The sequence below is a fragment of the Streptomyces sp. NBC_00341 genome, from assembly GCF_041435055.1.
GTDB lineage: Bacteria > Actinomycetota > Actinomycetes > Streptomycetales > Streptomycetaceae > Streptomyces.
The window spans coordinates 501,229-528,063 of sequence record NZ_CP108002.1 but is presented as its reverse complement, the minus strand read 5'-3'; the positions used below and the strand labels follow the sequence as shown (position 1 = coordinate 528,063).

26 protein-coding genes are annotated in these 26,835 nt (G+C 72.5%); 12 read left to right on the top strand and 14 right to left on the bottom strand.

Going from position 1 to position 26,835, the window contains the following annotated elements:
* Positions 1-10 precede the first annotated feature (10 nt).
* Positions 11-1,066 carry a type III polyketide synthase gene (locus OG892_RS02435; RefSeq protein ID WP_371628330.1) on the bottom strand — a complete coding sequence of 352 codons (1,056 nt, stop codon included), beginning with the start codon at positions 1,064-1,066 and terminating at the stop codon, positions 11-13.
* A 150-nt stretch (positions 1,067-1,216) separates the two neighbouring features.
* Between OG892_RS02435 and OG892_RS02430 the strand changes: the two genes are divergently transcribed.
* On the top strand, positions 1,217-2,086 hold the full coding sequence (locus tag OG892_RS02430) for a UbiA family prenyltransferase (RefSeq protein ID WP_073738048.1): 870 nt from the start codon (positions 1,217-1,219) through the stop codon (positions 2,084-2,086).
* 27 nt (positions 2,087-2,113) lie between these two features.
* Here the strand turns inward: OG892_RS02430 and OG892_RS02425 are convergent, their stop codons facing one another.
* The 3 genes from OG892_RS02425 to OG892_RS02415 all read right to left on the bottom strand — a co-directional run bounded on the left by OG892_RS02425 (position 2,114) and on the right by OG892_RS02415 (position 3,780).
* Positions 2,114-2,641 (bottom strand): HAD domain-containing protein, encoded by a 528-nt coding sequence (locus OG892_RS02425; protein ID WP_371628329.1) that lies wholly within the window; start codon positions 2,639-2,641, stop codon positions 2,114-2,116.
* A gap of 22 nt (positions 2,642-2,663) precedes the next feature.
* Entirely contained in the window at positions 2,664-3,398 is a 735-nt protein-coding gene (locus OG892_RS02420; protein ID WP_371628328.1) for an SDR family NAD(P)-dependent oxidoreductase, read from the bottom strand.
* Between the two features lie 199 nt (positions 3,399-3,597).
* Positions 3,598-3,780 carry a DUF6381 family protein gene (locus OG892_RS02415; protein WP_328697839.1) on the bottom strand — a complete coding sequence of 61 codons (183 nt, stop codon included), beginning with the start codon at positions 3,778-3,780 and terminating at the stop codon, positions 3,598-3,600.
* Positions 3,781-3,953: 173 nt separating this feature from the next.
* Here OG892_RS02415 and OG892_RS02410 point away from each other — a divergent pair, with 173 nt between their 5' ends.
* Both OG892_RS02410 and OG892_RS02405 read left to right on the top strand, forming a co-directional pair.
* The gene (locus OG892_RS02410) at positions 3,954-4,667 is read left to right on the top strand and encodes a ribonuclease H (RefSeq protein ID WP_073738044.1); all 714 of its coding nucleotides are present in this window, start codon (positions 3,954-3,956) and stop codon (positions 4,665-4,667) included.
* A 124-nt stretch (positions 4,668-4,791) separates the two neighbouring features.
* The gene (locus OG892_RS02405; RefSeq protein WP_328868071.1) at positions 4,792-5,532 is read left to right on the top strand and encodes a CDP-alcohol phosphatidyltransferase family protein; all 741 of its coding nucleotides are present in this window, start codon (positions 4,792-4,794) and stop codon (positions 5,530-5,532) included.
* Here OG892_RS02405 and OG892_RS02400 read toward each other — a convergent pair.
* Positions 5,501-5,947, bottom strand: a complete 447-nt coding sequence (locus OG892_RS02400) for an adenylyltransferase/cytidyltransferase family protein (protein ID WP_073738042.1) — start codon at positions 5,945-5,947, stop codon at positions 5,501-5,503. The genes OG892_RS02405 and OG892_RS02400 overlap by 32 nt on opposite strands.
* A 213-nt stretch (positions 5,948-6,160) precedes the next feature.
* Here OG892_RS02400 and OG892_RS02395 point away from each other — a divergent pair, with 213 nt between their 5' ends.
* Genes OG892_RS02395 through OG892_RS02385 form a run of 3 tightly spaced genes read left to right on the top strand, consistent with a single transcriptional unit; the run spans position 6,161 to position 10,457 of the window.
* Entirely contained in the window at positions 6,161-7,444 is a 1,284-nt protein-coding gene (locus tag OG892_RS02395) for a glycosyltransferase (protein WP_073738041.1), read from the top strand.
* The gene (locus OG892_RS02390) at positions 7,441-9,216 is read left to right on the top strand and encodes a lipopolysaccharide biosynthesis protein (protein ID WP_371628327.1); all 1,776 of its coding nucleotides are present in this window, start codon (positions 7,441-7,443) and stop codon (positions 9,214-9,216) included. The genes OG892_RS02395 and OG892_RS02390 overlap by 4 nt, the downstream gene beginning before the upstream one ends.
* A complete protein-coding gene (locus OG892_RS02385; protein WP_073738039.1) occupies positions 9,213-10,457 on the top strand; it encodes a hypothetical protein in 1,245 nt (414 codons plus the stop codon). Before OG892_RS02390 ends, OG892_RS02385 begins: the two co-directional genes overlap by 4 nt.
* Here the strand turns inward: OG892_RS02385 and OG892_RS02380 are convergent.
* Positions 10,426-11,940, bottom strand: a complete 1,515-nt coding sequence (locus OG892_RS02380) for a hypothetical protein (RefSeq protein WP_371628326.1) — start codon at positions 11,938-11,940, stop codon at positions 10,426-10,428. The two genes, OG892_RS02385 and OG892_RS02380, sit on opposite strands and share 32 nt — an antisense overlap.
* Before the next feature lie 105 nt (positions 11,941-12,045).
* On the opposite strand from OG892_RS02380, the gene OG892_RS02375 reads away from it, so the two are divergent.
* Positions 12,046-13,206: a glycosyltransferase gene (locus OG892_RS02375; RefSeq protein WP_328868073.1), complete on the top strand. Its 1,161-nt coding sequence runs from the start codon at positions 12,046-12,048 to the stop codon at positions 13,204-13,206.
* A 1-nt stretch (position 13,207) separates the two neighbouring features.
* Here the strand turns inward: OG892_RS02375 and OG892_RS02370 are convergent, their stop codons facing one another.
* From OG892_RS02370 to gmd, 5 genes are read right to left on the bottom strand one after another with little or no spacing between them, the layout of a single operon-like run.
* Entirely contained in the window at positions 13,208-14,035 is an 828-nt protein-coding gene (locus OG892_RS02370; protein ID WP_328868074.1) for a glycosyltransferase family 2 protein, read from the bottom strand.
* A complete protein-coding gene (locus OG892_RS02365) occupies positions 14,032-14,730 on the bottom strand; it encodes a hypothetical protein (protein ID WP_073738036.1) in 699 nt (232 codons plus the stop codon). The genes OG892_RS02370 and OG892_RS02365 overlap by 4 nt, the downstream gene beginning before the upstream one ends.
* Positions 14,727-16,979 carry a LamG domain-containing protein gene (locus OG892_RS02360; RefSeq protein WP_371628325.1) on the bottom strand — a complete coding sequence of 751 codons (2,253 nt, stop codon included), beginning with the start codon at positions 16,977-16,979 and terminating at the stop codon, positions 14,727-14,729. Before OG892_RS02360 ends, OG892_RS02365 begins: the two co-directional genes overlap by 4 nt.
* Positions 16,979-17,263 carry a hypothetical protein gene (locus tag OG892_RS02355; RefSeq protein WP_242436831.1) on the bottom strand — a complete coding sequence of 95 codons (285 nt, stop codon included), beginning with the start codon at positions 17,261-17,263 and terminating at the stop codon, positions 16,979-16,981. Before OG892_RS02355 ends, OG892_RS02360 begins: the two co-directional genes overlap by 1 nt.
* Positions 17,260-18,273: a GDP-mannose 4,6-dehydratase gene (gene gmd / locus OG892_RS02350; protein WP_073738034.1), complete on the bottom strand. Its 1,014-nt coding sequence runs from the start codon at positions 18,271-18,273 to the stop codon at positions 17,260-17,262. Before gmd ends, OG892_RS02355 begins: the two co-directional genes overlap by 4 nt.
* A 112-nt stretch (positions 18,274-18,385) precedes the next feature.
* On the opposite strand from gmd, the gene OG892_RS02345 reads away from it, so the two are divergent.
* Positions 18,386-19,369, top strand: coding sequence for a GDP-L-fucose synthase family protein (locus OG892_RS02345; protein WP_371628324.1), 984 nt, complete (start codon positions 18,386-18,388; stop codon positions 19,367-19,369).
* 90 nt (positions 19,370-19,459) lie between these two features.
* On the opposite strand, the gene OG892_RS02340 is transcribed toward OG892_RS02345, so the two are convergent.
* Positions 19,460-20,974: a sugar transferase gene (locus tag OG892_RS02340; RefSeq protein WP_328868078.1), complete on the bottom strand. Its 1,515-nt coding sequence runs from the start codon at positions 20,972-20,974 to the stop codon at positions 19,460-19,462.
* Between the two features lie 406 nt (positions 20,975-21,380).
* On the opposite strand from OG892_RS02340, the gene OG892_RS02335 reads away from it, so the two are divergent.
* Positions 21,381-22,640: an FAD-binding protein gene (locus tag OG892_RS02335; protein WP_371628323.1), complete on the top strand. Its 1,260-nt coding sequence runs from the start codon at positions 21,381-21,383 to the stop codon at positions 22,638-22,640.
* 18 nt (positions 22,641-22,658) lie between these two features.
* Here OG892_RS02335 and OG892_RS02330 read toward each other — a convergent pair whose 3' ends face one another.
* Both OG892_RS02330 and OG892_RS02325 read right to left on the bottom strand, forming a co-directional pair.
* Entirely contained in the window at positions 22,659-23,657 is a 999-nt protein-coding gene (locus tag OG892_RS02330; RefSeq protein ID WP_328868528.1) for an MASE1 domain-containing protein, read from the bottom strand.
* Between the two features lie 76 nt (positions 23,658-23,733).
* Positions 23,734-24,567 carry a PP2C family protein-serine/threonine phosphatase gene (locus OG892_RS02325; RefSeq protein ID WP_073738030.1) on the bottom strand — a complete coding sequence of 278 codons (834 nt, stop codon included), beginning with the start codon at positions 24,565-24,567 and terminating at the stop codon, positions 23,734-23,736.
* A gap of 270 nt (positions 24,568-24,837) precedes the next feature.
* Here OG892_RS02325 and OG892_RS02320 point away from each other — a divergent pair, with 270 nt between their 5' ends.
* The 3 genes from OG892_RS02320 (at position 24,838) to OG892_RS02310 (ending at position 26,768) form a co-directional block, all read left to right on the top strand.
* Positions 24,838-25,137: a DUF1876 domain-containing protein gene (locus OG892_RS02320; RefSeq protein WP_371628322.1), complete on the top strand. Its 300-nt coding sequence runs from the start codon at positions 24,838-24,840 to the stop codon at positions 25,135-25,137.
* A 105-nt stretch (positions 25,138-25,242) separates the two neighbouring features.
* A complete protein-coding gene (locus OG892_RS02315; RefSeq protein ID WP_371628321.1) occupies positions 25,243-25,878 on the top strand; it encodes a DUF6629 family protein in 636 nt (211 codons plus the stop codon).
* Between the two features lie 395 nt (positions 25,879-26,273).
* Positions 26,274-26,768, top strand: coding sequence for a lamin tail domain-containing protein (locus OG892_RS02310; RefSeq protein WP_073738027.1), 495 nt, complete (start codon positions 26,274-26,276; stop codon positions 26,766-26,768).
* The last annotated feature ends 67 nt before the right edge of the window (positions 26,769-26,835 follow it).

The window sequence follows — 26,835 nt, the reverse complement described above, 5'->3', positions numbered from 1 at the left end:
GTCCTCCGACCTACCAGCGCAGCAGCACCAGTTCGCAGCAGAATCCCGGTCCCATCGCCACCAGCAGCCCCGGCGACCCCGGCTCCGGCCGCCGCTGTTCCAGGGTGTCCCGCAACACGTGGAGCACCGAGGAGGACGACAGGTTCCCCACCTCGGCCAGCGAGCGCCAGGTGACGTCGAGAGCGCCGTCGGGGAGCGAGAGGACCTCGGATACGGCCTCCAGGACCTTCGGGCCGCCCGGGTGGCACACCCAGTGCGCCACGTCCTTCGGCTTGAGCCCGTGCTCCGCCAGGAAGTCGCCCACATCGTCGGCGAGATACCGGCGCACGACGTCGGGGACGGCCGGATCGAGCAGCACCTTGAAGCCGGAGCTGCGGATGTCCCAGCCCATCACGTGCTCGGTGTCCGGATACATGCGGCTGCGGGTCGCCACCACCTGTGGCCCGGTCCCGGACGCCCGGCCCGCGCCGAGGGCCACCACGGCGGCCGCCCCGTCACCGAACAGCGCGGTCGCCACCAGGTTGGCGGTCGACGCGTCGTGGCGCTGGAACGTCAGGGAGCACAGCTCCACCGAGAGGAGCACCGCCACGTCGTCGGGGTGGCCGAGCAGGTAGTCGTGCAGCCGGGCCACCCCGGCGGCCCCGGCCACGCAGCCGAGCCCGAATACCGGGAGCCGCTTCACATCGGGGCGCAGACCGAGCCGTCCCACCAGCCGGGCATCGACAGAGGGGGCGGCCACCCCGGTGACGGACGTGAACATCAGGAGGTCCACATCACCGGGCCGCAGCCCGGCTGTCCGCAGCGCCCCGCGCAGCGCGTCGGCGCCCATGTCCACGGCCGCGCCGATGAACACGTCGTTGGCGTCGCCGAAACCGTCCAGCTCCGCGTACCGCTCCAGGGGCAGCACCATGTTCCGGGTGCGCACCCGGGCGTTCTCGTGCAGCCGGTCCAGCACCCGCCGGTCGGCCCCGGGCGGCAGACAGGTGCGGGCCACCATGTCGGTGACCTCGCGCTGGGTGTGGCGGTACGGAGCCGGGGTGCCGTGAACGGCGGCGATCCGGGTCATCCCGGGTCCTGGTGCGGAGACGTCATGGCGCAACCCTGCCCCACTTGGTGGACAAAACGCCGCAAACAACCCGTTCATGGCAGGCGAATCATCGCAAACGGCCCGTGTGGCTGTCATGTCCCTCCGGCGCGGAGTACCTACGATCACCGGATGGGTACCCCAGACCCGCCGCGCGTGTACGCCGCGACCGGCTGGCCGCCGCGCCGTACGACGGCACTCGCCCGCTCCTGCCACCCGGGTCCGGTGGTCGCGGTGAGTGTGCTGGCCGGCGCGCTCGGCGTCGGCGTAGGCCTCGACGGGGTCCGCCGCGCCCTCCTCGTCGCAGCGGTGCTGAGCGGTCAGCTCTCGGTGGGCTGGTGCAACGACGCGTTCGACGCGCGGCGGGACGCCGCGTCCGGCCGTCGCGGCAAGCCGGTGGCCGACGGGTCCGTGAGCCGCCGGGCGGTGTGGACGGCGGCGTTCGTCGCCGCGCTGCTGTGCGTTCCGCTCTCGCTGGCCTGCGGGCCGCTCGCCGGAACCGTGCACCTGGCCGCGGTGGCGGCGGCCTGGGCGTACAACCTGGGACTGAAGGCGACGGTCCTGTCCTGGCTGCCGTACGTGATCGGGTTCGCCGCCCTGCCCGCGGTGGCCGCCCTGACCCTGCCCGGCAGTCCGGGCCCGGCCTGGTGGGCCGTCACGGCCGGTGCGCTGCTGGGCCTGGCCGCGCATCTGGGCGATGTGCTCCCCGACATCGACGACGACCTGCGCAACGGGGTGTGCGGACTGCCCCACCGGCTGGGTGCCGCCGGCACCCGGCTGCTGCTGCCGGTGCCGCTGGTGGCGGCCTCCGCGGTCCTGGCGTTCGGTCCGGCCGGACCGCCGGGTCTGTGGGGAGCGGTGACCCTGGCGGTGGCCGCGCCGGTCGCGCCGGCCGGACTGGTGCTCGGCCGGCACTGGCGCGAGGCCGCACTCGCCGCCGCCGTGGTCGTGGCGGCGGCCGACGTGGCACTGCTCCTGGTGCGCGGCGCCGCCCCGGTGTGACCCGGACCGGGGCCGACCGCTGCAGCCTCACACCGTGCGCAGCCACGCGTCGAGCTGCCGGAAATCGGTTTCGGCGAGACCGCGCCCGGGATCGACGCGGTGGAGCAGGAACCGCCCGTCGTGGTGTGCGGCCACCCATCTCCGGTCCGCCGCACCGATCTCGTCGTCGACCCACGCGAAGGCCCGCCCGGCGGCCCGGCCGACGAGTGTGCAGGTCTTCCAGTGCAGACCCGCCCGCGCGTCCCGCTCGTCCTGCGCCGACGGCTCCGGCCACAGCACCACCGGGAGCGGCGGCAGCCCGAGCCGTGGCGCGACGATCTCGTTCGCCTCGTGTTCCCACGTCGTCGCCCACACCAGCTCGCAGCCGAGCCCGGCCAGCCGGGGCCCGAGCCCCGGATCGATCCTGGCGAGCAGCGGGTGCGCCCGGGGCCCGGGCGGAAACGGGCCGGCCGGATACGTCGGGTGGACGCCGCCCGGCCCGGTCGCGGGGCCGAACGGCAGGAGCGGGCCGTCGACGTCGAGGAAGAGCAGCGGAAGCCCGCCGGATCCGGTCACCGCCGCACCGTACCGCCGGACGTCAGCGTCCGCCCGCCACCCGCAGGATCGCCCCTGTGGTGTACGAGGCATCGTCCGAGAGCAGCCAGGCGACGGCTCCGGAGACCTCGTCCGGGCGGCCGGGCCGGCCCAGCGGGATGCCGGCCGCGGCCTTGTCGGGGCGCTCGGGGTCCTCGTGGAACTCGGTGCGGATGATGCCGGGCGACACCGCGTTGACCCGGATGCCGGCCGAGGCGACCTCCTTGGACAGTCCGACGGTCATCGTGTCCACCGCGGCCTTGGCGGCGGCGTAGTGGACGTACTCGCCGGGGCTGCCGAGGGTGGCGGCAGCCGAGGACATGTTCACGATGGCCCCGCCCCCGGTGCGGCTCATGTCGCGCACGGCCCGCCGGGCGCAGAGCAGGTACCCGATGACGTTGACGTCCAGGGCGCGCCGGAGCCCGGCCGGCTCCGCGTCCGCGAGCGGGCCCGTCGGGCCGCCGACGCCCGCGTTGTTGACCAGTCCGGTGACGGGGCCGAGCCCGTCGGCCGCCGCCTCGAAGAGCTGGTCGACACCGGATTCGTCGGTCGTGTCCATCCGTACCGTGACGCAGCGCCGGCCCGTCCTGCGTACGGATTCGGCCACGGCCTCGGCGGCTGCCACGTCGGAGCGGTGGCCCAGCGCGATGTGGTGGCCGTCGGCCGCCAGACGCAGACAGACGGCCGCGCCGATCCCGCGGCTGCCGCCGGTGACCACGGTGACCGGATGACGGCTCATGAATTGGATGCCCCTGTACTCCCGTGCGAGGACCCGATGGCCCCCGCCGAGGAACCATCGTAGGGAGTGCTGATCGGACGCCGTCCGGAAACGGCCCGTCCGGAAACGGCCCGTCCGGAAACGCTCCGGAAAGGGCTCGGTGGACCGTCACCCACTCATGGAAGAGTGACAGTCCACCGGCGGAACACGTGAGGCGCTGCTACACGGGGAGGTCGCTGCCGCCCCGGCCGGCCGGCCGCTCGCTCTGCTCCTGGAGCTTCCGGGCCTTCTCCTGCAGCCGACGGCGCTGCTCCGGGTCGTTGGTGCGCTCCGCGGCCTCGGTCATGTGCCTGGCCTTCTCACGCATCTGGTCGGCTCGGCCGGTTTCTCCTGCAACGCTCATCGTCGCTCCTTGGGCGGTAGGGAAGAGCGGGCTCCCTCAGAGAACCAGCGCTCCGGGACCGTCGCACCCCGAAGCGTTACGTACCGTGAAGATGCCAGGTGGGGATGGGTTTCGGGGGCGGGTCGAGGCGCCGGCGGGACTCGCGGGCCCGCGACGCTGGCATGATCAGGGGTATGAACGAGCGCATGATCGCCGCGTGTGACGGGGCATCGAAGGGGAATCCGGGGCCCGCGGCCTGGGCGTACGTGGTGGCCGACGCCGAGGGCAGGCCGTTCCGGTGGGAGGCGGGGCCGCTGGGCACCGCCACCAACAACGTCGCCGAGCTCACCGCGCTCCAGGAGCTGCTGGAGTCCGTGGACCCGGGTGTGGCGCTCGAGGTCCGGATGGATTCGCAGTACGCGATGAACGCCGTCACCAAGTGGCTCCGGGGCTGGAAGCGCAACGGCTGGAAGACGTCGGCCGGCAAACCCGTCGCCAACCGCGACCTCGTGGCCCGCATCGACGCCCTGCTGACCGGCCGGGCCGTGGACTTCGTCTACGTGCCCGCCCACCAGGTGGACGGCGACCCGCTGAACGCCCTGGCCGACCAGGCGGCCAGCGAGGTGGCCGTGGCGCAGCGCGCGGCAGGCACCTCCCAGGGTTCCGCGGACCTGCCGGTGCCCGTGGCCGCCCGCGCCTCGGAAGGGCGCCGGACTACCGGCGGTACGGCGAAGACTGCGACGAGGAGCCCGGCGAAGAGCACCAGCGGTACGGCCCGTTCCGGTGCCACCATCCGCGCCAGGTACGCGGGGCGCTGCCACTGCGGCAAGCCGTACGCGGCCAAGGACACGATCGCCAAGAACGACCAGGGCTGGGGCCACCCGGAGTGCCGCACCGCCTCCGCCTGAACCGCCTCCGCCCGAACCCGCGGAACCGCCCCGCACGGCGGGTTCCACGTGCCATGATGCGGCTCCGGCGGTGCGGTCGACGCGCCGCCGGAGCCGTGGAGAACGGCGACACGCTGGGGGGCGTATGGAAAGCACGGGAACGGTGCTGCGTGAACTGCGCGGGGCGCAGAAATCGGCCAAAGGGGTGTCGCTCTACTCGCGGTACGTGAACCGGCCGGCCGGGCGGATCTTCGCGGCCGGCGCGTTCCGGCTGGGTATGACGCCCAATCAAGTCACTTCGGTGAGCGCGCTGTTCACCTTCGCCGCCGTCGCGTCCGTGGCGTTGGCCAGGCCCACGTGGGCGCTGGCCGTGCTGGTCTACCTGGGGCTCGCCGTGGGGTTCGCGCTGGACTCGGCGGACGGGCAGCTCGCCCGGCTCACCGGCCGGGGAGGCCCCGACGGCGAATGGCTCGACCACGTCGTCGACTGCGCCAAGATGATCCTCGTCCACACCGCCGTACTGATCTCGTTCCACCGCTTCTTCGCCCTGCCGTCCGACGGCTGGCTGCTGCTGCCGCTCGGCTTCCTGTTCGTGGCCGTGCTGACCTTCTGCGCGGGGCTGCTGCGGGAACAGCTCGGGAAGGCGGCCGCCGCGGGCCGTCCGGCGCCGGACGGCGGCGCCGGACCACCGCGGGCGGTCTCCCGGCTGCGGGCCGCGGCACTGCTGCCGGCCGACTACGGGGTGTTCTGCCTGGTGTTCCTGCTGCTCGGTGACGAGACGGTGTTCCGGATCGGCTATGCCGTGCTCGCCGCCGTGCACGCGCTGTTCCTGGTGGCGTTCCTGGTCAAGTGGTTCAGGGAGCTGAAAGCGCTCCGGGCAGGCTGACCAGCGAGTCCAGCGCCCGGCGCAGCTGGGTGCTGGACGTGTGCACGGTGTACGGGAAGTAGACGACCTCCACGCCGACCTCCGCGAAGTCGCGTTCGAGCCGTCTGCCCTTCTCCGTGTCCCGCCAGTCGTCGCCCTTGAAGATGACGTCGAACCTGACCTGCTGCCAGGTCTCCACCTTGTCGGGGACGGTCTCGACGAACGCGGCGTCCACGTACCGGACGCTCCGTACGATCTCCAGCCGCTCCGGCAGCGGGATGACCGGTCTGTGGCCCTTCGCGAGCGCCGCCATCTCGTCCGAGACGACCCCCGCGACGAGGTAGTCGCACTGACTGCGGGCATGCCGCAGGATGTTGAGGTGACCCACGTGGAACAGGTCGTAGACACCCGGCGCGTAGCCGACCCTGTGCACCATCCGTTCTCTCCCCCCACGGTGAACGCGATGTCCGTGTCCCACCGGAAGGTTTCCGGACATGGCGTCCGGTCCCGTGGGATATCGGTATCGGTGTTGATCGTGCAACGACCTTACTGTGAAGACCACTTGCGCATCTCGTGAACGGATAAGCTCACTTTTGGGGCTGTTCCTTGGGGGGAACACCGGTGGCTCCGGGGGGAAGGCGACCGTCCGATGTCAGACGCAGATCAGCTGCCGTACGCGGGTCAGCACGAGCCGTTCCGGAACCGCCGCCTGCTGGTCGTCTCGACCAACTACGCGCCGGAGCTGACCGGAATCGGCCCGTACGCCGCTCAACTCGCGGAACACTGGGCCGCGTCCGGCGCCGAGACCCATGTGCTGACCGGTATGCCGCACTATCCGTCCTGGCGGACCGAGCCGGAGTACCGGGGTGTGTGGCGGGCCGAGGAGGAACGTTCGGGGGTGACGGTGCACCGGCGAAGACACTATGTACCGCCCCGTCAGAGTGCCCTGCGCAGAGCCGCCTTCGAGGCAACCGTCCTCGCACACGGTCTGGTCTCCCCGCCCTCGGTGCGGCCGGACGCGGTGATCTCCCAGCTGCCGAGCCTCGCGGGCGGCGTCCTGGGCGCGCGGCTGGCCCGCCGCCACCGCGTCCCCTACATACCCGTCGTGCAGGACCTGATGGGCGCCGCCGCCGCGCAGAGCGGCATCCGCGGCGGGGACAGGGCGGCGGCGGTGGCGTCCCGGGCCGAGCGGTACGCGCTGCGTGCCGCCGCGCTCGTCGGCGTCATCCACGAGAGCTTCGTCCCCCGGGTCACCGCCTACGGCGTCGACCCGGGGCGCATCCGGCTCGTCCCCAACTGGACCCACGTGCAGCCCCCTTCGGCCGACCGTGCCGTGACCAGGGCGCGGCTGGGCTGGCCAGAGGGCGCCCCGGTGGTCCTGCACTCCGGGAACATGGGGCTCAAGCAGGGCCTGGAGGTCCTGATCGACGCGGCCCGGCTCGCCCCCGCGATACGCGTCGTGCTGATGGGCGACGGCAACCAGCGCGAAGCCCTGCTGGCGCGTGCGCGCGGGCTGCCCAACGTCGAGTTCCTGCCGGCGGCGGGGGCGGACGAGTTCACCGACGTGCTGGCCGCCGCCGATGTCCTCGCCGTCACCCAGCGTGCGTCCGTACTCGACATGAGCGTGCCCTCCAAGCTGACCTCGTACCTCGTCTCCGGCCGCCCCGTCGTCGCCTCCGTGGCGGACGAGGGGGGCACGGCCCAGGAGGTGCAGCGCTCCGGGGCCGGGCTGCTCGTCGCGCCCGAGGACCCGGCCGCGGTGCTGGCGGCCGTCCGCAAGCTCGTCGAGCAGCCGGCCGCCGCCGACGAACTCGGCGCCCACGGCCCCCGCTACGTGGCACAGCACCTCGGCCGGGAGGCCGGTCTCGCCCGCTTCGACGCACTGCTCACCGAGGTCCTTCAGGACGCCGCCCAAGGGAGACCACGCCGATGACCCAGCCGATCCGCGCTCTGGAGGACCAGGACGAACCCGCCCTGCTGCGGGATCAGTTCAGGCAGCTCCTGCGCTACCGCGTCCTGCTCGCGTGCGGCGTGGTCCTCGGGCTGCTCGGCGGCGGCTGGCTCGCCCTGAGCGGCGAGGACACCTACACCTCCATCGGAGAGGTGTCGGTGCGCTCGGCCGCCTCCGACCCGTTCGCGGCGGGCGCCTCGGCCGACAAGGGCATCAACATCGGCTCCGAACGACAGACGGCCGTCAGCGACGCCGTGGGTACCGTGGCCGTCGGCTCGCTGGTCAAGCACGGCGACCGGATCGAGGTCGGCAAGCTGCTGACCGGCCTCCAGGTCACCAACCCGCCCAACACCCTCGTGCTCAGGTTCTCCTACACCGCCCGCGACCCGGAACAGGCCAGGGCGCGCGCCCAGGCGCTCGCCGAGGCCTACCTGGAGATCCGCCGCGAGCGCACCGAGAACAGCATCGACAACATGGTCGACGGCTACCGCGCCCAGCTGAAGCCGCTCACGGAGCAGCGCGACCGGCTGGCCGAGCAGGAGACCGGCGCCGCCGGCAGCGACGTCACCAGCGCCCGAGCCAACATCATCGTCGCCATCTCCGAACTGAGCCAGAAGATCTCGGAGCTGCGCGCGCTCGACACCACGCCCGGCTACCTGAACAAGAAGCCCGTCGCGCCCGAGCGGCCCACCGGCGCGGGGCTGCCCCTGCTCCTCGGACTCGGCGGCGTCGTCGGACTCGCCCTCGGCCTGCTGCTGTCCTGGGTACGGCTCGTCTTCGACCCGGCGGTCCGCTCCACCAGGGAACTCGTCCGCTCACTGGGTGCCCCGCTGCTGGGCACCCTGCCCAGGGAACGCGCCGGGGCGGGCCGGCTGCTCGCCATCGGACGCGGCGGGAGCAGGCTGGCGGAGGAGTACCGGGCGGTCGCCTTCCGGCTCGCCTACGACCCCTCGTTCGCCGAGCGGCGACGCCTCCTGGTCACGGCGCCCCGCGGCGACAACGCCATGGCCGCCGCCGCGGCGGTCAACCTGGCTGCCGCCTTCGCGGAGATGGGGCGCGACGTCCTGCTGGTCGAGGCCGATCTGCGCACCCCGTCACTGGCCAGGGACCTCGGCGCCGCGAACCGGGGCGGGCGGCCCCACCGGCCCGCAGAGCGCGACGAGCGCGGCTGGCCCTCGGACAGCCGCACCAATGTGGACGTGCCCGGCTCCGGGGCCTTCACCCTGATCGCGGGCCGCCGGATGGACAACGTGCCGCGCGCCCTGACCTCCGCGCCCGTCGGCCGGATCCTCGCGGAGGGCGGCCGGCCCGGAGCCGTCGTCATCGTGCTCGCCCCGCCCGTCCTCTCGTACGCCGACGCCGTCGCGCTCATCGACCGGGTGGAGGGCGTCGTGGTGGTCTGCGACCCGCGCGAGGTGCACCGCAGCGACCTGGAGCGGATCCGCGAGATCATCGGCGCCGCGGGCGGGTCCGTGCTCGGCACCCTGCTGCACCCCGGTCACGGGCGCCTCGAGCGCCGGGCACGCCGGAAGGCGGCCAAGCGCCGCGCCCATGAAGGACAGGCACCGGGACCGGGGCGCGACGGGCAGGGCGGCCGCCCGCACCCGGACGGGCCCGGCCGGACCGGCGGCCGTGCCGGAGACCCCGCGGAGACACTCGGCCTGCGCACCCTGGACGGCGGCAGTACCTGGCACGGCGGCGGAAACGGCCACAGCGGCGGCAGCGACCACAGCAGTTCCGCGGGACAGAGATGAAGGCACGCACGGCGGTCGTCTGCTCGGTCGCCGACCAGGGGGTGGCGGCGCTCACCAACATCCTGGTGCTGGTGGTGGCGGCCCGGCTCTCCACCGTCTCCGACTTCGCCCGGTTCTCCGGCGTCTACCTGGTCTTCACCGTGCTGCTCGGCGTCTTCGGCGCCTACACCGGACAGCCGCTCGTGCTGCGCCGGGGCGCGGGCGAGGAGACCCGTGGCGCCTGCCGCTCCGCCGTCGCGCTCACCCTGCTCGTCTCGGCCGTCCTCGGCGGCGCGCTCGCCGGGGTCTGCGCCGTGCTCGCGGGAGACACCGCGCGGGCCCTGATGACGCTGGGACTGGTCCTGCCCGTCGTCCTCGCACAGGACACGGCCCGCTACGCCTTCGCCACGCTCCAGGCCCAGCACCTGGCCCTGGGCGCGGACACGCTCCGGCTGGCCTGCGTGCTCGGCGCGCTGACCGTGCAGCCGCACGGCGCCTCGGCCGCCCGGCTCGTCACCGTCTGGGGCCTGTCCGCGCTGCCGGCACTCCTGCTGTCCGTCACCCTGCTGCACCGGCGGACCGCAGGGACGCCCGTGCGGCTGGCGCCACTGCTGCGGCGCGGACACCTGGGCCGGCGGTTCGTCGTCGAGTTCGGGGTGGGCAACGCCACCAGCCAGCTCTCCGTGCTCGGCCTGGGCATGGTCGGCAACCCCCTCGTGGTCGGTGCGCTGCGCGGCGCGACCACTCTCTTCGGCCCGCTGAACGTGCTGTTCACCTCCGCCACCGGCTTCGGCCCCCCGCTGCTCGGACGGCTCGCCACCGACCGGCTACGCGTACGGGCCACCGCCGCCCTGGCCGCCGTACTGGCGGCGACCGCCGCCGGCTGGGCCACCGTCCTGGCGCTGCTGCCCGGTTCCGTGGGCCGCCATCTGCTGGGCGACACCTGGCCAACGGCGGCGGCGCTGCTCCCCGCGACCGGCAGCCAGTACGCGGCCATGGCCGTCGGCACCTGCGGGCTGCTGGCGCTGAGACTGCTCGATCCGCGCACCACGCTCTCCATCCAGGTGGTCTTCTCGCTCGCCGCGGTGGGCTTCCTGGCCGGCGGTTACTGGCTCGGCGGGGTGCCGGGCGCGGCCTGGGGCCTCTGCCTGGGCTCCGTCTGCAAGGCGATCGCCACCTGGACCCGGGTGGCCCGGCTGAACCGTCGCCGTGGATCGGAGGCGGTCCCGGTCAGCGCGACCGCTGTTGGTTCCGGTCCCTGAAGCTCGTGACCAGCGCCAGGCACAGCGCGGCGATGGCCAGCTTCCCGGCCGCCTGCAACAGCGGGCCGCGCAGCAGGATGAAGGTGTACCCGGCGATCAGCGGCGCGGCGATGGCCAGGACGCTGCCGGGCCCCGGGCCGTCCCGGGAGACCGCCCGCGCGTACCGGCGGTCGGTGCGCGCGGCCGCGTACCCGATCAGGGCGAAGCCGCCGATCATGCCCGGGGCGCCGAAGTCGACCCACAGCTCGGTCCACAGCGGCGCCGAGAGGTTGGTCATGTTCATCCCCATCCACTGCCCGACCCGGACCCCGGTGTCCTCGGGCTTTCCGCTCCAGGCGGCCCGGGGCACGAAGAAGAACGCGGAGCCCGCCAGTTGACGGCCGTAGGTGTGGCCCCGGGTGTCGACCCAGGAGATGGTGTTGGCGAACATGACGGTCTGGTCGTAGTCCTTGGTGGCCAGCGGCTCGAAGACCGAGGACGACTCGACCGGCCGGTACCCGGAGTCGTCGTAGCGGAACCGGTCGGCGTACGGGAACAGCACCAGGGCCCCGATCACGCCCATGGCCAGCACCGAGCGGTACATCGCCGCGCTGGCCGGGAACGCGGTGAACAGCAGCGAGACCAGCACCGTCAGGAACCAGTAACGGGCATTGGAGATCGGGTTGTTCACCACCAGGTTCACGATCAGCAGTGCGAACCAGGCGAGTACGGTCGACGGTGCGCGACGGGCCCGGCGCGACGTCACCAGCCGCCGGGTGTAGAAGAGCAGCGCGAGCAGCGCCGGAACCGTGCCGAACCCCTTGAGGAACGCGGAGCCCACATTGGAACCGCCGGAGACGACCCCGCTCTCCGCGACCGAGGCGCTGATCTCCTGCCTGCTGGAGAAGAAGACCGCGGGCCCGCCCAGCTTGAGCACGTAGTAGCCGCTCGCGGCGAACGCCAGCAGCACCAGCAGCCGCAGCCGGACCGGGTGCGCGGTCGCCCGGCCGCCGCCCCCGCGCGCGCCCGTACGCCTGCGCAGCGGACGCCGGGACGCCAGGAGCGCCCCGAGGTCGAACGCCGCGCACCCCACCAGGACCAGCGCGATCGCGGTCACCAGATCGGAGCGCGGCCCGACCAGAGGAGTCGGGGTCTGCCCGATCACCGCCTGGGCGAACGGGGCCACCCCCATCGCGATGTACACGAACATCCAGAAGACGCCCTGCAGCAGCCGCCGCCGGGTGGACAGGATCATGGTCGCCAGGCGCGCCCCCGAATAACACGTCAGCACCAGCTGGAGCCAGTAGCCGGTGTCGCGGGTCCCGCTCCCGGGCTGCGCGGCGATCAGCGCCGGCAGGAAGCAGACCAGACCGAGGATGAGCGGTACGGCCATCGCGCGCGACAGCATCGCCCAGGACATGGGCTTGGCGGGCGGCTCCACCGGACTCGGCGGACCGCCCCCCAGGACGGGACCGGGCGGCGCCACCCCGTGCACGGACGTCATCTGTTCCCCGTTCCGTGAGCCTGTGAACACTCTAACGAATCAACCCACTTGGGGGGATGTGATGACTAGTCTGGGCAGCAGCTGCCGAGGTCGAGGGGAACCCTGGTGAAGATCCTGCACGTCGTCACACTGCACACCCCGGACCACGCCTTCGGCGGTCCGACCCGGGTGGCCCTGAATCTCTCCGGGGTCCAGCGCGCCGCGGGGGACGACGCCCGGATCATGGCGCTCGGCGACGGCTTCGCGGGCCCGCTGCCGACCCTCGTGGAGGGGGTGCCCGCCCACCTCTACCAGGCCCGCCATCTGCTGCCCCGGTTCGAGGTCAGCGGCATCACCTCCGGGCCGCTGCTGCTGGCCGCGCGCCGGATGATGCGCGGCGCCGACATCGTCCACGTACATCTGATGCGCGATCTGGTGACGCTGCCCGCCGCCCTGCTCGCACTGGCGTCCGGGACCCCGCTGATCGTCCAGACGCACGGCATGGTGGACCCGACAGAGAACCGCGTCGCGCAGCTGACCGATCTGCTGGGCGTACGCAGGGTCCTGCGCCGGGCGGACGCCGTGCTGCACCTCACGGAGGCCGAGCGCGTCGACGTGAACGCCGTCGCGGCGCCGGTACCGCTCACCCGGACCGTGCGCCTGGTCAACGGCGTTCAGCCGCAGGAGCGCAAGCCGGCCCGTGACCCCGCGCGGCCGCCGACGGTGCTCTTCCTCGCCCGGATACAGGAGCGAAAGCGCCCGCAGGACTTCGTCGCCGCGATGCCCGCCGTGCTGGCCGAGCACCCGGACGCCCGGTTCGTACTGGCGGGACCGGACACCGGGGCCCTGCCCGGCACCCTCCGGCTGGCCCGCGAGCTGGGTGTGCTGGACTCGCTCGACCACGTGGGACCGCTCGGCCACGATGAGGTGCTCGCGGCGGGGCGGCAGGCCGATGTGTACGTCCTCCCGTCCATCGAGGAACCCCTCGGCGTCTCGGTCCTGGAGGCGATGTCCGTCGGCACCCCCGTGGTCATCACCCGCACCTGCGGCCTCGGGCCCGACGTCGCGCGGGCCGGTGCGGGCCGGGTGATCGACAGCCGGGTGGGCGAGGACGGGGCCAACGCGCACAAGGTCGCGCGGGCCATTCTGGAACTGCTGGAGCCGAAGGCCAACGCCGAGGCCGGACAGGCGGCCTGGGAGCTGGTCGGTGCGGACTTCACCATCGACGTCGTGACCCGGACGCTCCGGCGGACCTACGAGGACGTGGTCCGCCGGAACCGCCGGTGACTCAAGGAGCGGGCGCCTCGCGTGACTTCAGGGCGATCTGCCACCGGTAGAAGCTCATCGCCAGGGCGAAGTCCAGGCCCGCCCGCCCGTCCAGGAAGCCGCGTCGGTACACGTACATGTACGCGAACGACACCAGCGGCTTGAACGGCGCCTTGTGGAACAGCTGCCCCTGGCGGGACTTGACCCTGCGCACCTGCTCCTTGACCTCGGGATGGTGCTCCAGCCACGCCTCCCAGTCCGAGTACCGGTTGTGCCGTTCGAACCAGGCGGTCACCGGGTCGAGATCCTGGTGCTCGATCGGGTTGCGGAGGGCCCCGGCGCTCTGAGCGACCGGCTGGTAATGGCCCTCGACCTCACCGATGCCGGGTGCGTCGAGATCCCCGACCTCCGGGTACCGGCTGCGGGTGCGGTCGGTCAGCGACCGCTTGCGGATGGTGTAGCCGTGCCGCAGCCGCTTCCCGGAGAACCAGTACCCCAGCGGAATGTCGTACGCCGCGGGCTTCGGGGTGTCCGGATCCGCGAAGATCTGCCGCAGTTCGGCCAGCAGACCGGGGCTCAGCCGCTCGTCGCCGTCGAGCAGCAGGATCCAGTCCAGGTCCGTGCGGACATGGTCCAGGCACCACTGCTTCTTCCGGGGATGCCCGCCGTCCCAGGTGTACATGACGACCTCGGCCCCGCACTCCGCGGCGATCTTCGCCGTGTCGTCCGTGCTGTGCGAGTCGACCACCACGACCGCCTCGAAGTGGCCGAGGACCGACTTCACCGCCTCCGCGATGTTGAGCCCCTCGTTCTTCGTGGGGATGGCCACGGCTATCGGCAGCCTGTTCATCCGTTGCCTCCTTCGGGCAGCCAGGCGTAGCAGCCTGTGGAGGTGAAGGCGGTGGCCGCCGCCGGGATCGTGATGCGGCTGCGCTTCCCGTCGTCGGACGAGCCCGACGCCAGGACCTTGCCGTTCGCCCCGGTGATCTCCCAGCCGCAGCTCTTCGTCGGTGAGACATCGCGGTAGCGGCCCGGCCGCAGCCGTGCGCTCTCGTAACGGCCGTCGGGGTACGCCCGTGAGGCCTCTGCCACCAGCTCCTTGTGCTGGGTGCACAGCTGCCCGGCTGCGGGCTCGGCATCAGCGATCTCGCCCGTGGCCACGGCCCCGATCGCGATGTCCCGGTCGACCTTGACCAGATACGTCAGCCGGTCGCAGGTCGCCTGTCCGGTCTGGAGCACCGCCGCCGGGTCCATGCCCTTGGGCACCCGGTCGACCAGGTACTTCTTCTGCTTCTTGGTGAACGTGCCGGTGGCCGGGGTGAGTTCGTCGGTCGGGGTCTTGGGCGGCTCGCTGGAGTGCGAGGCCCGCGGACCGGCCTGCGCGGAGCCGTCCGGCTCCGCGGGCGCGCCGGCCACCGGTCCCGCAGAGGCCGCGGACCCGGCGCCGGCCGTCTTCTCCCCGCCCCCGCCGGAGGAGGAGCCGCAGGCGGCCAGCGCCGCCGCCGTGATCACGGCGGCGGCGCCGGCCAGGAACGGATGTCTCATCCACCTGTCCTCAGGGCGTAGTGGGCACTGACCTGGGCAGCGGTCAGCGCGGTCGGGTACACGGCGGTCTCGTCGATCTGGCCGGCGAAGAAGTCGCTCGTCGGACGGTTCGGCCAGGTCGCCAGGTTGTCCCCGCCCACCCGCCAGTAGCCGGGATAGGCCTCGTTCTTGGTGTACTGCGCGTTCGAGGCGCGGAGCTTCCCGTCCACGTACAGGGCCATGCCGCCGGAACCCTGGGTGGCGACGACGTGGTGCCAGGCGCCGTCGTTGTAGGACCCGGTCGTGCTGACGGTCTGGCCGCCGGTGTTGTGGGTGCCGAAGGTGAGGCGCCCGTTGTTGAGCATGTACACATGCTTGTCGTACTTGCCGCTGGTCTCCAGGGTGTTGCTACCGAAGCCGATGATCTTCCCTCCCCGGGTCGTGGTCGTCTTGATCCAGGTCTCCACGGAGAACTTCGAGGTCTGGTCGTGGGTCCGGTTGCTGTACGCGTACTGCGTGGACCCGTTGAACCCGATGGCGGTCGAGGGGCCGGACACGGCCGCCGGGGTCTGCCGGTAGGAGGGCGTGTTGCGCAGGAAGCCGTTGTCCCTGCCCGTGCTGGTGTCGGCGGCGAAGGTGGAGGTGCCCTCGTCGTAGCGCCAGTACAGGCTCGCCCCGTCGGACAGCACCCTGGCCGGGTAGCCCTCGGCCTTCGCCGCCACGGTCGCGGTCACCGCGGGCGACTTGGCGCTGGTGTTGGTGCCGTCGCTCGCACTGATCCGGTAGGTGTGCGTCTCGCCCGGCGCGACAGCGGTGTCGGTCCACCGCAGCTGCGGCCGGTCCCAGAACACCGAGTATCCCGTCGTGGTGTACACGGGGGTGCTCGCGCCGTCCTTGTAGATCCGGTAGGTCAGCTCGCCGTCGTCCGTGTCGAAGCTCGTCTGCCAGTTCACGTCCACCTTGCCCGCGGCGACCGTGGAGACGCTGACGTTGGGCACCCAGGGCGCCCCGGTGTCGGGTCCGTCGGCGAAGCGGGTCAGCCCCTGCTGGGGTGAGCTGTTGACGGTGGTGAACTCGCCGCCCACCCAGAGGTAGTGGTGGCCGCCCTTGTCGGTCTGGGCCATCGCCCGGGGGCCGACCGGCTCCCCGATGCCGTCGTTGGTGTCCGGGAACCACGGCAGCAGCTTGGGATCGTCCACGGACTGGGCCAGCAGATGCTTGCGCGGCTGGTCGGGGAACTCGCCCATCGAGGAGCAGTCGTGTGCGTGACTGCCGCTGTAGAGAACCCCGCTGTGCACCAGGATGGCCTGGGTGGCACCGAGGCAGGTGTCGCGCCAGACCTGCTGGAAGGTTCCCAGGTCCACCGCGATCCGGCCGTCGAAGACACCGCCCCCGGTACCCTCGTTCGCGGTGTAGAACTTGGTGGCGTCCGCGGTGAGGTCCTGCACCGTCGAGGTGTTCGGGATGAAGCCCGGGTAGCTCTTGTCCAGGGCGCCCGTCGTCGCGTTCACCACCGCGAGCGCGTGCGACGTGGTGCCGTTGACGGTGAAGAAGTCGCCGCCGATCACGACGTGCTTGCCGTCGGGAGTGACCTGGACGGCCCGGCCGACCTCATCCGTGTTGGCCTTCCACGGCTTCAGGGCAGCGGCCGTGGTGACCGCGGCGAACTTGTTCCGGGTCTGCCCCGCGACACTGTTGAAGTCACCGCCGAGATACACCGTGTCGTCGGTGACGGCCAGCGCCCGTACCGTCGCGGAGACGGCGACCTTGAAGTTCGTGCGCGGAGTGCAGCTCGCCGTGTCGATGGCCGCGATGTTGCTCACCCCGACGCCGTTCACCGAGGCGAACTGGCCCCCCGCGTAGAGGGTTTCACCGTCGGGGGAGAGGGTCAGGGCCCGCACGGTCGCGGTGCCGGAGGACTGCGTGAACGACAGTTTGCAACCGGTCGGCGCACCGGTCGCGGCGTCGAACGCGGCGAAGTTCACCGCCGGCTGCTCGGACGTACCGGCCGGTGCGTCCGGCGGCCGTACGGTGGAGAACGTGCCGCCCGCGTAGACGACCCCGTTGTCCGTCGCGGCCATCGACCAGACGATTCCGTTGGTCTGCCAGGTGGAGAGGTCGTCCGCGGTGAGCGAGACCGGAGGGGTGAGCGCCGCTGCCGGAGAGCCCCCGGCAGCGGCGCCCAGGGCCCCGGCGAGCAGGCAGAGCGCGGCGGCCGCGGCCCGCACCCGGCCGTGGCCACGGGATCTGCGCCCCGTACTTTCGTTCATCATTCAGCTCCGAAGGTGAGAACGAGCTGCGGCCGGTGGGCCGCGGTTGAGACGTCGCCCGACCGGATGCGGAGCGAGTCCGCTCCGTCGCTGGTCAGGGCGGACGAGTAGGCGGAGCCCGGGGCCCCGCCCAGGGCCGGCGCGTCCAGCTCCACCGAGTAGCCGGTGGAGACGGCGGTCGCGCCGGAGATGGTCCCCAGCACCGTCGGGGCGAGCGAGGGCCGGGAGTCGTAGGTGACGTTCCGGCCGTCCGGGGTGAGCCCCGGGCTTCCGGGGCCGCTCACCGGTCCACCCGCACCGCGGCCCCGGTGAGCTGGTCGGCCAGCTGCCTGATATCGGCGTCGACCATGATCCGGGCCAGCTCCCGCGACTTCACGGCCGGCTTCCAGCCGAGCAGCTCCGCCGCCTTGGAGGCGTCCCCGATCAGCGCGTCGACCTCGCTGGGTCGCTCGTACTTCGCGTCGTACCGGACGTGCTCGCGCCAGTCCAGACCGGCATGCTCGAAGGAGTACTCCAGGAACTGCCGGACGCTGGCCCCCTCGCCGGTGGCCACCACGTAGTCGTCCGGGGTGTCGCACTGGAGCATCCGCCACATGGCGTCCACGTACTCGGGGGCGTAACCCCAGTCGCGGACCGCGTCCAGGTTCCCCAGATGCAGCCGCGTCTGGAGCCCCGCCTTGATCCGGGCCACCCCGCGCGTGATCTTCCGGGTCACGAAGGTCTCACCCCGGCGCGGGGACTCGTGGTTGAAAAGGATCCCGTTGACCGCGAACATCCCATATGCCTCACGGTAGTTGACCGTCGACCAGTACGAGTAGACCTTCGCGACGCTGTACGGGCTGCGCGGGTGGAACGGCGTCCGCTCGTGCTGCGGCGGCGGGCTGGCGCCGAACATCTCGGAGGAGGACGCCTGGTAGACCCGGGTGTCGATGCCGCTGGCGCGCACCGCTTCCAGAAGGCGGGTGGTGCCGAGCCCGGTGATGTCCCCCGTGTACAGCGGCGCGTCGAAGGAGACCCGGACGTGCGACTGCGCGCCGAGGTTGTAGACCTCGTCGGGCCGGATGTCGCGCAGCAGGTTCACCAGGGCGACCCCGTCCGCGAGATCGGCGTGGTGCAGGACGAAGGAGCGGTCCTCCTCCTCCGGGCCCTGGTAGATGTGGTCGATCCGCTCGGTGTTGAAGCTCGACGAACGGCGGATGAGTCCATGGACCGTGTATCCCTTGTGGAGCAGCAGCTCGGACAGGTACGAACCGTCCTGTCCGGTCACGCCGGTGATGAGCGCGGTCTTCGCCACGTCTCCCCCTTCTGTGGTCGCCCGAGAGGCTGTTGGCCGTCGAAATTTCAGAGTTTGAGCGATCTGCGGTAAAACGTCACCGCGTCATGCAGCTGCTGGCACAATCCGAGCCATGACGACTGATCTCCCCGGCCCTTCCCAGGAATCCGTCCCGTCCCTGCTACGGCCCGCCGCCCGGGTGTTCGTCGCCGGCCACCGAGGTCTGGTGGGCTCTGCGGTGGTGCGCCGCCTCACCGCCGAAGGCCACGAGGTGGTCACTCGTGGCCGCGACCGCCTGGACCTGTGCGACGCCGGGCGCACCGCGGCCTTTCTGCGTGACGCCCGGCCGGACGCCGTGGTGCTGGCCGCCGCCAAGGTCGGTGGGATCATGGCCAACAGCACCTACCCGGTGCAGTTCCTGGAGGAGAACCTGCGGATCCAGCTGAGCGTGATCGCCGGGGCGCACGCGGCGGGCGTCGGGCGGCTGCTCTTCCTCGGCTCGTCCTGCATCTACCCCAAGCGCGCCCCGCAGCCCATCCCCGAGAGCGCCCTGCTGACCGGCCCGCTGGAGCCGACCAACGAGGCGTACGCGCTGGCGAAGATCGCCGGGATCGTGCAGACCCAGTCCTACCGCCGGCAGTACGGCGCCTCCTACATCAGCGCCATGCCCACCAATCTCTACGGGCCCGGCGACAACTTCGACCTGGAGACCTCGCACGTCCTGCCCGCGCTGATCCGCCGCTTCCACGAGGCACGGCGCAGCGGGGCTCCGGCCGTCACGCTCTGGGGCTCCGGCAGCCCCCGGCGGGAATTCCTGCACGTCGACGATCTGGCCGCCGCCTGTGTGCTGCTGCTGGAACGCTACGACGGCGAGGAACCCGTCAACGTCGGCTCCGGCGAGGACCTGACGATCCGTGAACTCGCCTCGACCGTAGCCGATGTGACGTCCTATCAGGGGCGGATCGAATGGGACAGCGGAAAGCCGGACGGAACCCCGCGCAAGCTGCTGGACGTGTCCCGGCTGGTCTCCCTCGGCTTCGCGCCGCGGATCGCGCTGCGCGACGGAATCGCCGCGACCTACGCCTGGTGGCTCCAGGAGCAGGGCGCCCAGGTCTGACCGGCGGCCCGCCCGCCCGGCCGGGCGGGCGGACACCGTCACGCCGTCGCCCGCCCGGCACCCTCCGGTACCCCGCGTCCGCCGCCGCACTCAGTACGCCCCGCGGCCGTCGGTGACGGCCCGCAGCGTGCGGGCCATCAGTCCCACGTCCGTGGCCACCGACCAGTTGTCCACGTACCAGAGGTCGAGCGACACGGTCTCCTGCCAGGACAGGTCGGAGCGCCCGCTGACCTGCCACAGGCCGGTCAGTCCCGGCTTGACCGAGAGCCGTCTCAGCTCGCGCTCGTCGTAGCGGGACACCTCGTCCGGCAGCGGCGGGCGCGGACCGACCAGGGACATGTCACCTCGAAGGACGTTGAGGAGCTGGGGCAGCTCGTCCAGGGACGAGCGGCGCAGCAGCCGGCCCACGCGGGTGACCCGGGGGTCGCGGCGCATCTTGAACATCGGCCCGTCGGACTCGTTGCACGTGGCCAGCCGCTCGCGGTGCCGCTCGGCGTCCGCCACCATCGTGCGGAACTTCCACATGGTGAACGGCCGGCTGTGCTGCCCGTGGCGGATCTGCCGGTGGAAGACCGGTCCGCAGGAGGTGAACCTGACCGCTGCCGCGACCAGCAGCAGCAGTGGGGCCAGCGCGAGCAGGCCGAGGACGGCGCCGCTCCGGTCCACCGCGGCCTTGAGCGCGGCCTGCGGCCCCCGCCGCAGCGGCGGCACGATGTGCAGCAGGGTCAGTCCGGCCGCCGAGGCCGGCCGGACCCGGCCCGCCGCGATCTCCGAGAGGTGCGAGAGCACGGACAGCTCCAGTCCGCCGTCGTGGAGCCCCCAGGACAACCGTCGTAATCGCTCCTCCGTGAGCTCCGGCCCCGGTATCACCAGCGCCAGGTCCGCCTCGTGCGCGAAGGCAGCGCCCAGCACCGTCGAGGCGTCGTCGTCGGCCGGCGCGGGCGCGAGCCGGCCCGGCACCGGGGCGTCGCAGCTCAGCGCGGCCGTCCCCACCGGCACGGCGGCCACCACGAGGTAGCCGTGATCCGTGCGGGAACCGAGCAGCCGTACCGCCCGGTCCACCCCTGCGGCCGCCCCGACCACCAGCACCCTGCGGGCCGTCCGCCGCTTCCCCCGCGCCGGCAGCCGGCGGACCCCGGCCCCGGCCGTCGTCGCCAGCAGGCCGGGAATCAGCGCCACCACCGCCGACGCCGGATCGATGGCCGGGTCGGTGAAGGTCCAGAGCACCGCCAGCACACCGATGAGCAGCAGCCAGTCCCCGGACGCGGTCAGCGCCCCGGGAGGCCGGCCGGGCGCCCGGAGTGCGTACCGGCCGCGCACCGCCCGTACGCACGACCAGGCCAGTGCCGCCGCGGCCGCACCGGCCAGGGCCCGGGGTTCGCCGTCGGTGCGCAGCACGAGCCAGCCGGGCACGCCGAGGCCCAGCAGGTCGAAGCAGACGACCAGCGGCAGATACCGGCCAGGCCCTCCCTTCGGCCCTGGCCGGGCAGAACGCTCGCGCTGTACGGTCGGGCCCTGCGGCAGCCGGTCGAACTCGTGGCTGCGGGGCCGGTTCGAAGCGGTCCGTGGAAGCGGCGCCCCCGCCAGTCCCACGGGCCCTGACATTCCGGTTTCGGGTAGCTCGACATGCCCCATGAACCCCCCAGTCACAGTTGCATCTCCACAAACGGGGCGCATCCGCCGATCCTGGGGACTGACGGATGCGCCCTCGCTCGGTGCACGATATCCACACACGTGCCATTTCGCTGGAGTTCCAGTGAAGTTCAGACATGCGGTGTGAGCCGGAACTCGTCCCGTTCCGGGCTGGATCACTGGTTCTGTGCGGGGGTGTTGGTATTTGGGACACACCGGAATCGGGTGGTGTGCGGATATGTACCGGCGCACCGCCAACTACTGTACGTGGTCGGTTGGTTGGTCTGCGCTGCCGCCTCGCCCGAGGGGCCCGCGGCGCCTTCTGGGAGAATGCACCGCCGGGGGACTGCGCCCGGCCACGAGTGAAAGAGGACGCACGGTGACTCCCGCGGAGAAGAACTGGGCCGGCAATGTCACGTTCGGGGCGAGGCGGCTGTGCGTGCCTCGCTCGGAGGCCGAGCTGCGGGAGACGGTGGCCGCTTCGACCGCGTTGCGCGCCCTGGGCACCCGGCACTCGTTCAACACCGTGGCCGACACCGCCGGGGACCTGGTCTCGGTGGCGGGCCTGCCGCGGGTGGTCGAGATCGACCCGGGCGCGGGAGCGGTGACGGTCGGCGCGGGGCTGCGCTTCGGTGAGTTCGCCGGGGAACTGCACGAGCGCGGTTTCGCCCTGCACAACCTGGGTTCGCTCCCGCACATCTCGGTGGCCGGCGCCTGCTCGACCGGAACCCACGGCTCCGGCGCCGGGAACCGCTCGCTGGCCGGCGCCGTCCGGGCACTGGACATGGTCACGGCGGACGGCGGAACCGTCTCGCTGCGACGCGGTGACGCGGACTTCCCCGGAGCGGTGGTCGCCATGGGCGCGCTGGGCGTGGTGACCCGGCTGACGCTGGACGTGGTCCCGGCCTTCGACGTACAGCAGTGGGTGTACGAGGACCTGCCCGAGTCCCGGCTGACCGGCGGTTTCGACGAGGTGATGTCGGCCGCGTACAGCGTCAGCGTGTTCACCGACTGGCGCCCGGGACCGGTCGGCCAGGTGTGGCTCAAACAGCGGGTCGGCAGCGGGGGAGCGCGGCAGATGCCGGCCGAGTGGCTGGGCGCACGGCTCGCGGACGGTCCGCGCCACCCCATCCCCGGTGTGCCGGCCGGCAACTGCACCCGGCAGCAGGGTGCGGCGGGCGCCTGGCACCACCGGCTGCCGCACTTCCGGATGGAGTTCACCCCGAGCAACGGGGACGAGCTGCAGTCGGAGTACTTCGTGGCCCGCGAGGACGCCGCGGCCGCCTACCGGGCGCTGGGCAGGCTCCGGGACCGGATCGCCCCGCTGCTCCAGATCTCCGAGATCCGTAGTGTCGCGGGTGACGAGCTGTGGCTGAGCCCGGCGTCCGGCCGGGACTCGGTGGCCTTCCACTTCACCTGGATACCGGACACCGCGGCAGTGGCGCCGGTGCTCGGGGAGATCGAGGAGGCGCTGGCCCCGTTCGGCGCGCGGCCGCACTGGGGCAAGGTGTTCACCACCGCCCCCGACGTCCTGCGCACCCTGTACGGGCGGTACGCGGACTTCGAGAAGCTGATGGCCCGGTACGACCCGCACGGCACCTTCCGCAACGACTTCCTGGACCGGCACTTCCCGGGCTGACGCCCGGCGCGGCGGAGGTCAGCGGCTCTCGCGCTCGTCCCTCGCCCGGGACGGCCAGGCGGCCGCGGAGCGGCCCGGCGCGAGATGGTCCACCACATCGGCCAGCTCCTCGCAGGCGCGCTCGATCCGGCGGCGGATGTTCTGCTGCTCCGCCACGACGGAGGCCAGCAGCAGCGAGGTCAGCGCCACGGCCCCGTTGAGGACCGTGAGGTTGATCATCACCTCCGTCATGCCGTGTCCGGCGAACGGCCCCACCTGCTCCGTGCCCGCCACCACCGCCAGGACGGACACCAGCAGCGCGCACGGCGCGCTGCCCGCCAGCTGGAACCGCAGCGCCGCCCAGATGAGGATCGGGAACACCAGATAGAGCATCGACAGCGGGCTCCGGGTGGCCACCAGCGCACCCGCGACCGTGACGACCAGCAGCGCACCGGCCTCGATCCACCGGTCGGACATCCGGGGCAGCCGCGCCTTGCGCAGCACCACGAGCACCAGCGGGGTGACCACGAGCACCCCCATCGCGTCCCCGGCCCACCACGCCACCCAGACCGTCCAGAACCCGCTGGCGGGCAGTTTGCCGTCCACCGCGAGCATGGCGCTGCCGATGGTCGCGCTGACCGCCATCCCGGCCAGCGCACCCAGGAAGACCAGCAGGACCCCGTCGCGCAGCCGGTCCAGCTCGGCCCGGAAGCCGACCCGGCGCAGTATCAGGCAGGCGCAGACGGGCGCGAGCGTGTTGCCCGCCACGACGGCCGCCGTCGACGGTGTCACAGAGCCGCTGAGGGTGGCGATGACGATCAGCGAGCCGATGGCGATCCCGGGCCAGATCCGCAGGCCCATGATGAGCAGGCAGCCCACAGCGATGCCGGTCGGCGGCCAGAGGGGTGTGACCACCGCGCCGTGGACGGTGACCTGTCTCAGCAGGCCCAGGCCGCCGGACACGAAGTAGGCGGCGGCGACGGCCAGGATGCGCAGCAGTGCCACGGCCCTGCGCCGGTTTTCCTCGCTGAGGATCACGGTTCTCATCAGATCTCATCAGACACCGGACCCGGTCGGCGGTGGTGGCGTGACACGCACCAGCCGGATCACCACGTCATCCGGGAGCGGCGGGGAACGCGTCGTGCCGCACGACGAGTACGGCGGCGTCGTCCTCGTGCCCGGTGCGCTCCGCCGCTCCCAGGATCGCGTCGGCCAGCTCGTCCGCGTCGTCGCCGACCCGTGAGCTCACCAGCCGCACCACGGCGTCCAGCCCCTCGTCGATCGAGTAGGAGGGGCCCTCGATCACCCCGTCGGTCAGCAGCACGAAGGCGCCGGGGGTCGTGAGGCGCCGGGTGGTGACCGGGTACTCCTCACCGGCCTGGATCCCGAGCGGCAGACCGCCCTCGTCCTCGGTGGTGCCCGCCCGCCCGTCCGCCGTGGCCCACACCGCGGCGACATGTCCCGCACGGGCGCTCTGGAGCTCCCGGGTGAACGGATCTATCCGGACGAAGGTGCAGGTGGCGAGGAGACCGGAGTCCACGGACAGCAGCAGGTCATTGGTCCGCCGGACCACTTCGCCCGGATCGGCCGCGGTGACGGCCAGCGCGCGCATCGCGATCCGGATCTGGCCCATGAAGGCCGCCGCCTCGACGTCGTGCCCCTGTACGTCCCCGATGGCGAACGCCAGCGAACCGTCCGGGAGCAGGAAGCCGTCGTACCAGTCGCCCCCGATGTCCAGACCGCTGCGCGCGGGCGTGTACCGGGCGGCGGTCTGCAGCCCCGGCAGATCGGGCAGCGACGAGGGCAGCATCTCCCGCTGGAGCGCCTCCGCCAGCTCCACCCGTGCCTGGTGCAGCTCCACCTCGCGGCGCGCCCGCGAGGTGAGCTGCTGGAGCGTGGTCAGCAGCTCCTCGGCACTGGCCGAGCGGGGAGGACGACGCCGGTTCATGGGCCGCTCCCCAGTGCGTGTGGTGGCGAGCCGCACCACAGGGTCTGTCGTGGCGGACGATCCGGGAGGTCAACGCTTCGGATCCGGTACGGGGCCACGCGCCGGCTGTTCCGGACGAGGCTCCGCTCATCGTATTTCGGCGCGGTGATCCGCGCAGTCCGAGCCGTCCCCGGTGGCCGCAGCGCGCGGGGTGCGCCGGTTGGGTGGATGCTGGGAGGGAACCCGCGTGGCGGCGTCGCACGGCGGCCGGCGCGGGCCGGGAGGTGCGCGATGAGCCGGACGATGGAGTGGACGGTCCACGTTGATCTGTCCGAGCAGGACGGTGCGACCACGGCGGAGGCGGTGCTGGACACCGGCACGGCGAGACTCACCGGCCACGGGGTCGCCCGTTGCAGCCCGCAGGACCCGGATGTGCCCACCATCGGCGACGAACTCGCGGCGAGCCGTGCGATGCGCGATGTCGCGGCCCAGCTGATGAGCGTGGCCGACCGGGAACTCGGAGAGGCCGGCGCGGTCCACCCCGACGGTCCGGTCCCGCCGCCCTACGCCTGGTCGGACGCGACGGCCTGAGCCTCACCGCGCGCGGCCGTGTCATCTGTCGCGCCCGCTGCCGGGGCCGTAGCGTGACCGGCGAGTGGACCGGTTCACGCGAACGAGAGACCCCCGGGTGACGCCATGTGCTGGAGCGCGACCGCCGACCTTGTGGCGGGCACCGCCATCGCGGCGGTCGGCGCCGCCTGCGTCTTACGGACCCGCCGGGTCCGGGACCTCCCGCTCGCCGCGCTCCCGCTGCTGCTGGGCGCCCATCAGATCATCGAGTCCGCGGTGTGGCGTGCGCAGGGCGGCACCGGCCCGGCGACCGTGGCCTGGGCGGTCATCGCCCTGCCGCTGCTGGCGCTCTGGGTGCCGGCGGGCGTCCTGTGCGCCGCGCCGCCGCACGCCCGGCGCCGGCTGCTGGTGCCGCTCGCGGCCGGAGCCGCGACCTCCACCGCGCTCGGATACGGCCTGGCCGACCGGCCGGTGACCGCGCAGATCCGGGGGCACACCCTGGGCTATGTGCTCGACCTGCCGTTCCCCGGGCTGCTCGTCGCGGGCTATCTCCTGGCCACCGTCGGATCGCTGCTGATGTCCGGCGACCGGTGGCTGAGGTGGCTCGGCGGGCTGGCCGCGGTCGGGGCCGTTGTCTGCGCCGCGCTGTGGCGGCTGGAGTTCGTCTCGACCTGGTGCGCGTTCGCCGCCGTGTGCTCGGTGGTCCTGCTCGGCCGGTCCGGGAGGCGCCCCGCCGCGGACCCCGCACCCGCCGGGTCGTGAACCCCGATTCATCACGTGTTCGAGTGAACCTCCGTGCGTACTTCCGGGGGTAACGGAACGGACGTTCAGGTCTATTCGTGCGGTGACTGTTACAGGTTCCGGGACCGGATTCACGGACCGGGTGCGGGCCCGCGACGGCGGGGGAGCGGAGGTGCCCGGCCCCGTCAACCCGGCGCCGTACGGGTGGGTGCAACGGACAGGGATTGACAGGTACCCGGAGGGTTCGGTGGGTGGCTCCTGCATCCGTGTGTGACGGAAATGTCCGCACTTCGTAACACGTACCCGGGCACTGTCCACGCAACGGGCAACAGGTTCACAGTGTGGCTTCCCGGCACCACGCCGGGACCGGACAACGCCCGGACCGCACAGTCCCGGCCTGCATCTGAGGGGTCTTCATGTCCCGTTCCGCACGGCGGATCACCGCCACCGTTCTCGCTTCCGGCGCGCTCCTGGCCGCCGCCGCCCTTCCGGCGGCAGCAGACGGCCACGGCCACGGCCGCGGTCACGACCACGGCCACAGCAAGCCGGCCCCGCGCCCGTCCGTCGTCCTGGGCAAGATCCAGTACGACAGCCCCGGCCGCGACAACGGATCGAACCGCAGCCTGAACGGTGAATGGGTCACCGTCACCAACACCGGCCGCGGCTCGGTCAACCTGCGCGGCTGGACCCTCAGCGACGAGAGCCACCGCACCTACCGCTTCGACCTGCGGCTGGCGGGCCGCTCCTCGGTGCGCGTGCACACCGGTGTCGGCCGTGACAACAGCCACGACGTCTACCAGGACCTCCGCCGCTACGTCTGGGACAACAGCGACACGGCGACCCTCAAGGACGCACGCGGCCACAAGGTCGACTCGAAGTCCTGGGGCCGTCACCACGGCGGCCGCCGCTGACCGATACCGGCCGTCCCTGAATCCGGGGCCGGTGCCGGCTTCCTGACCGCGGCGCACCACGGCCCAC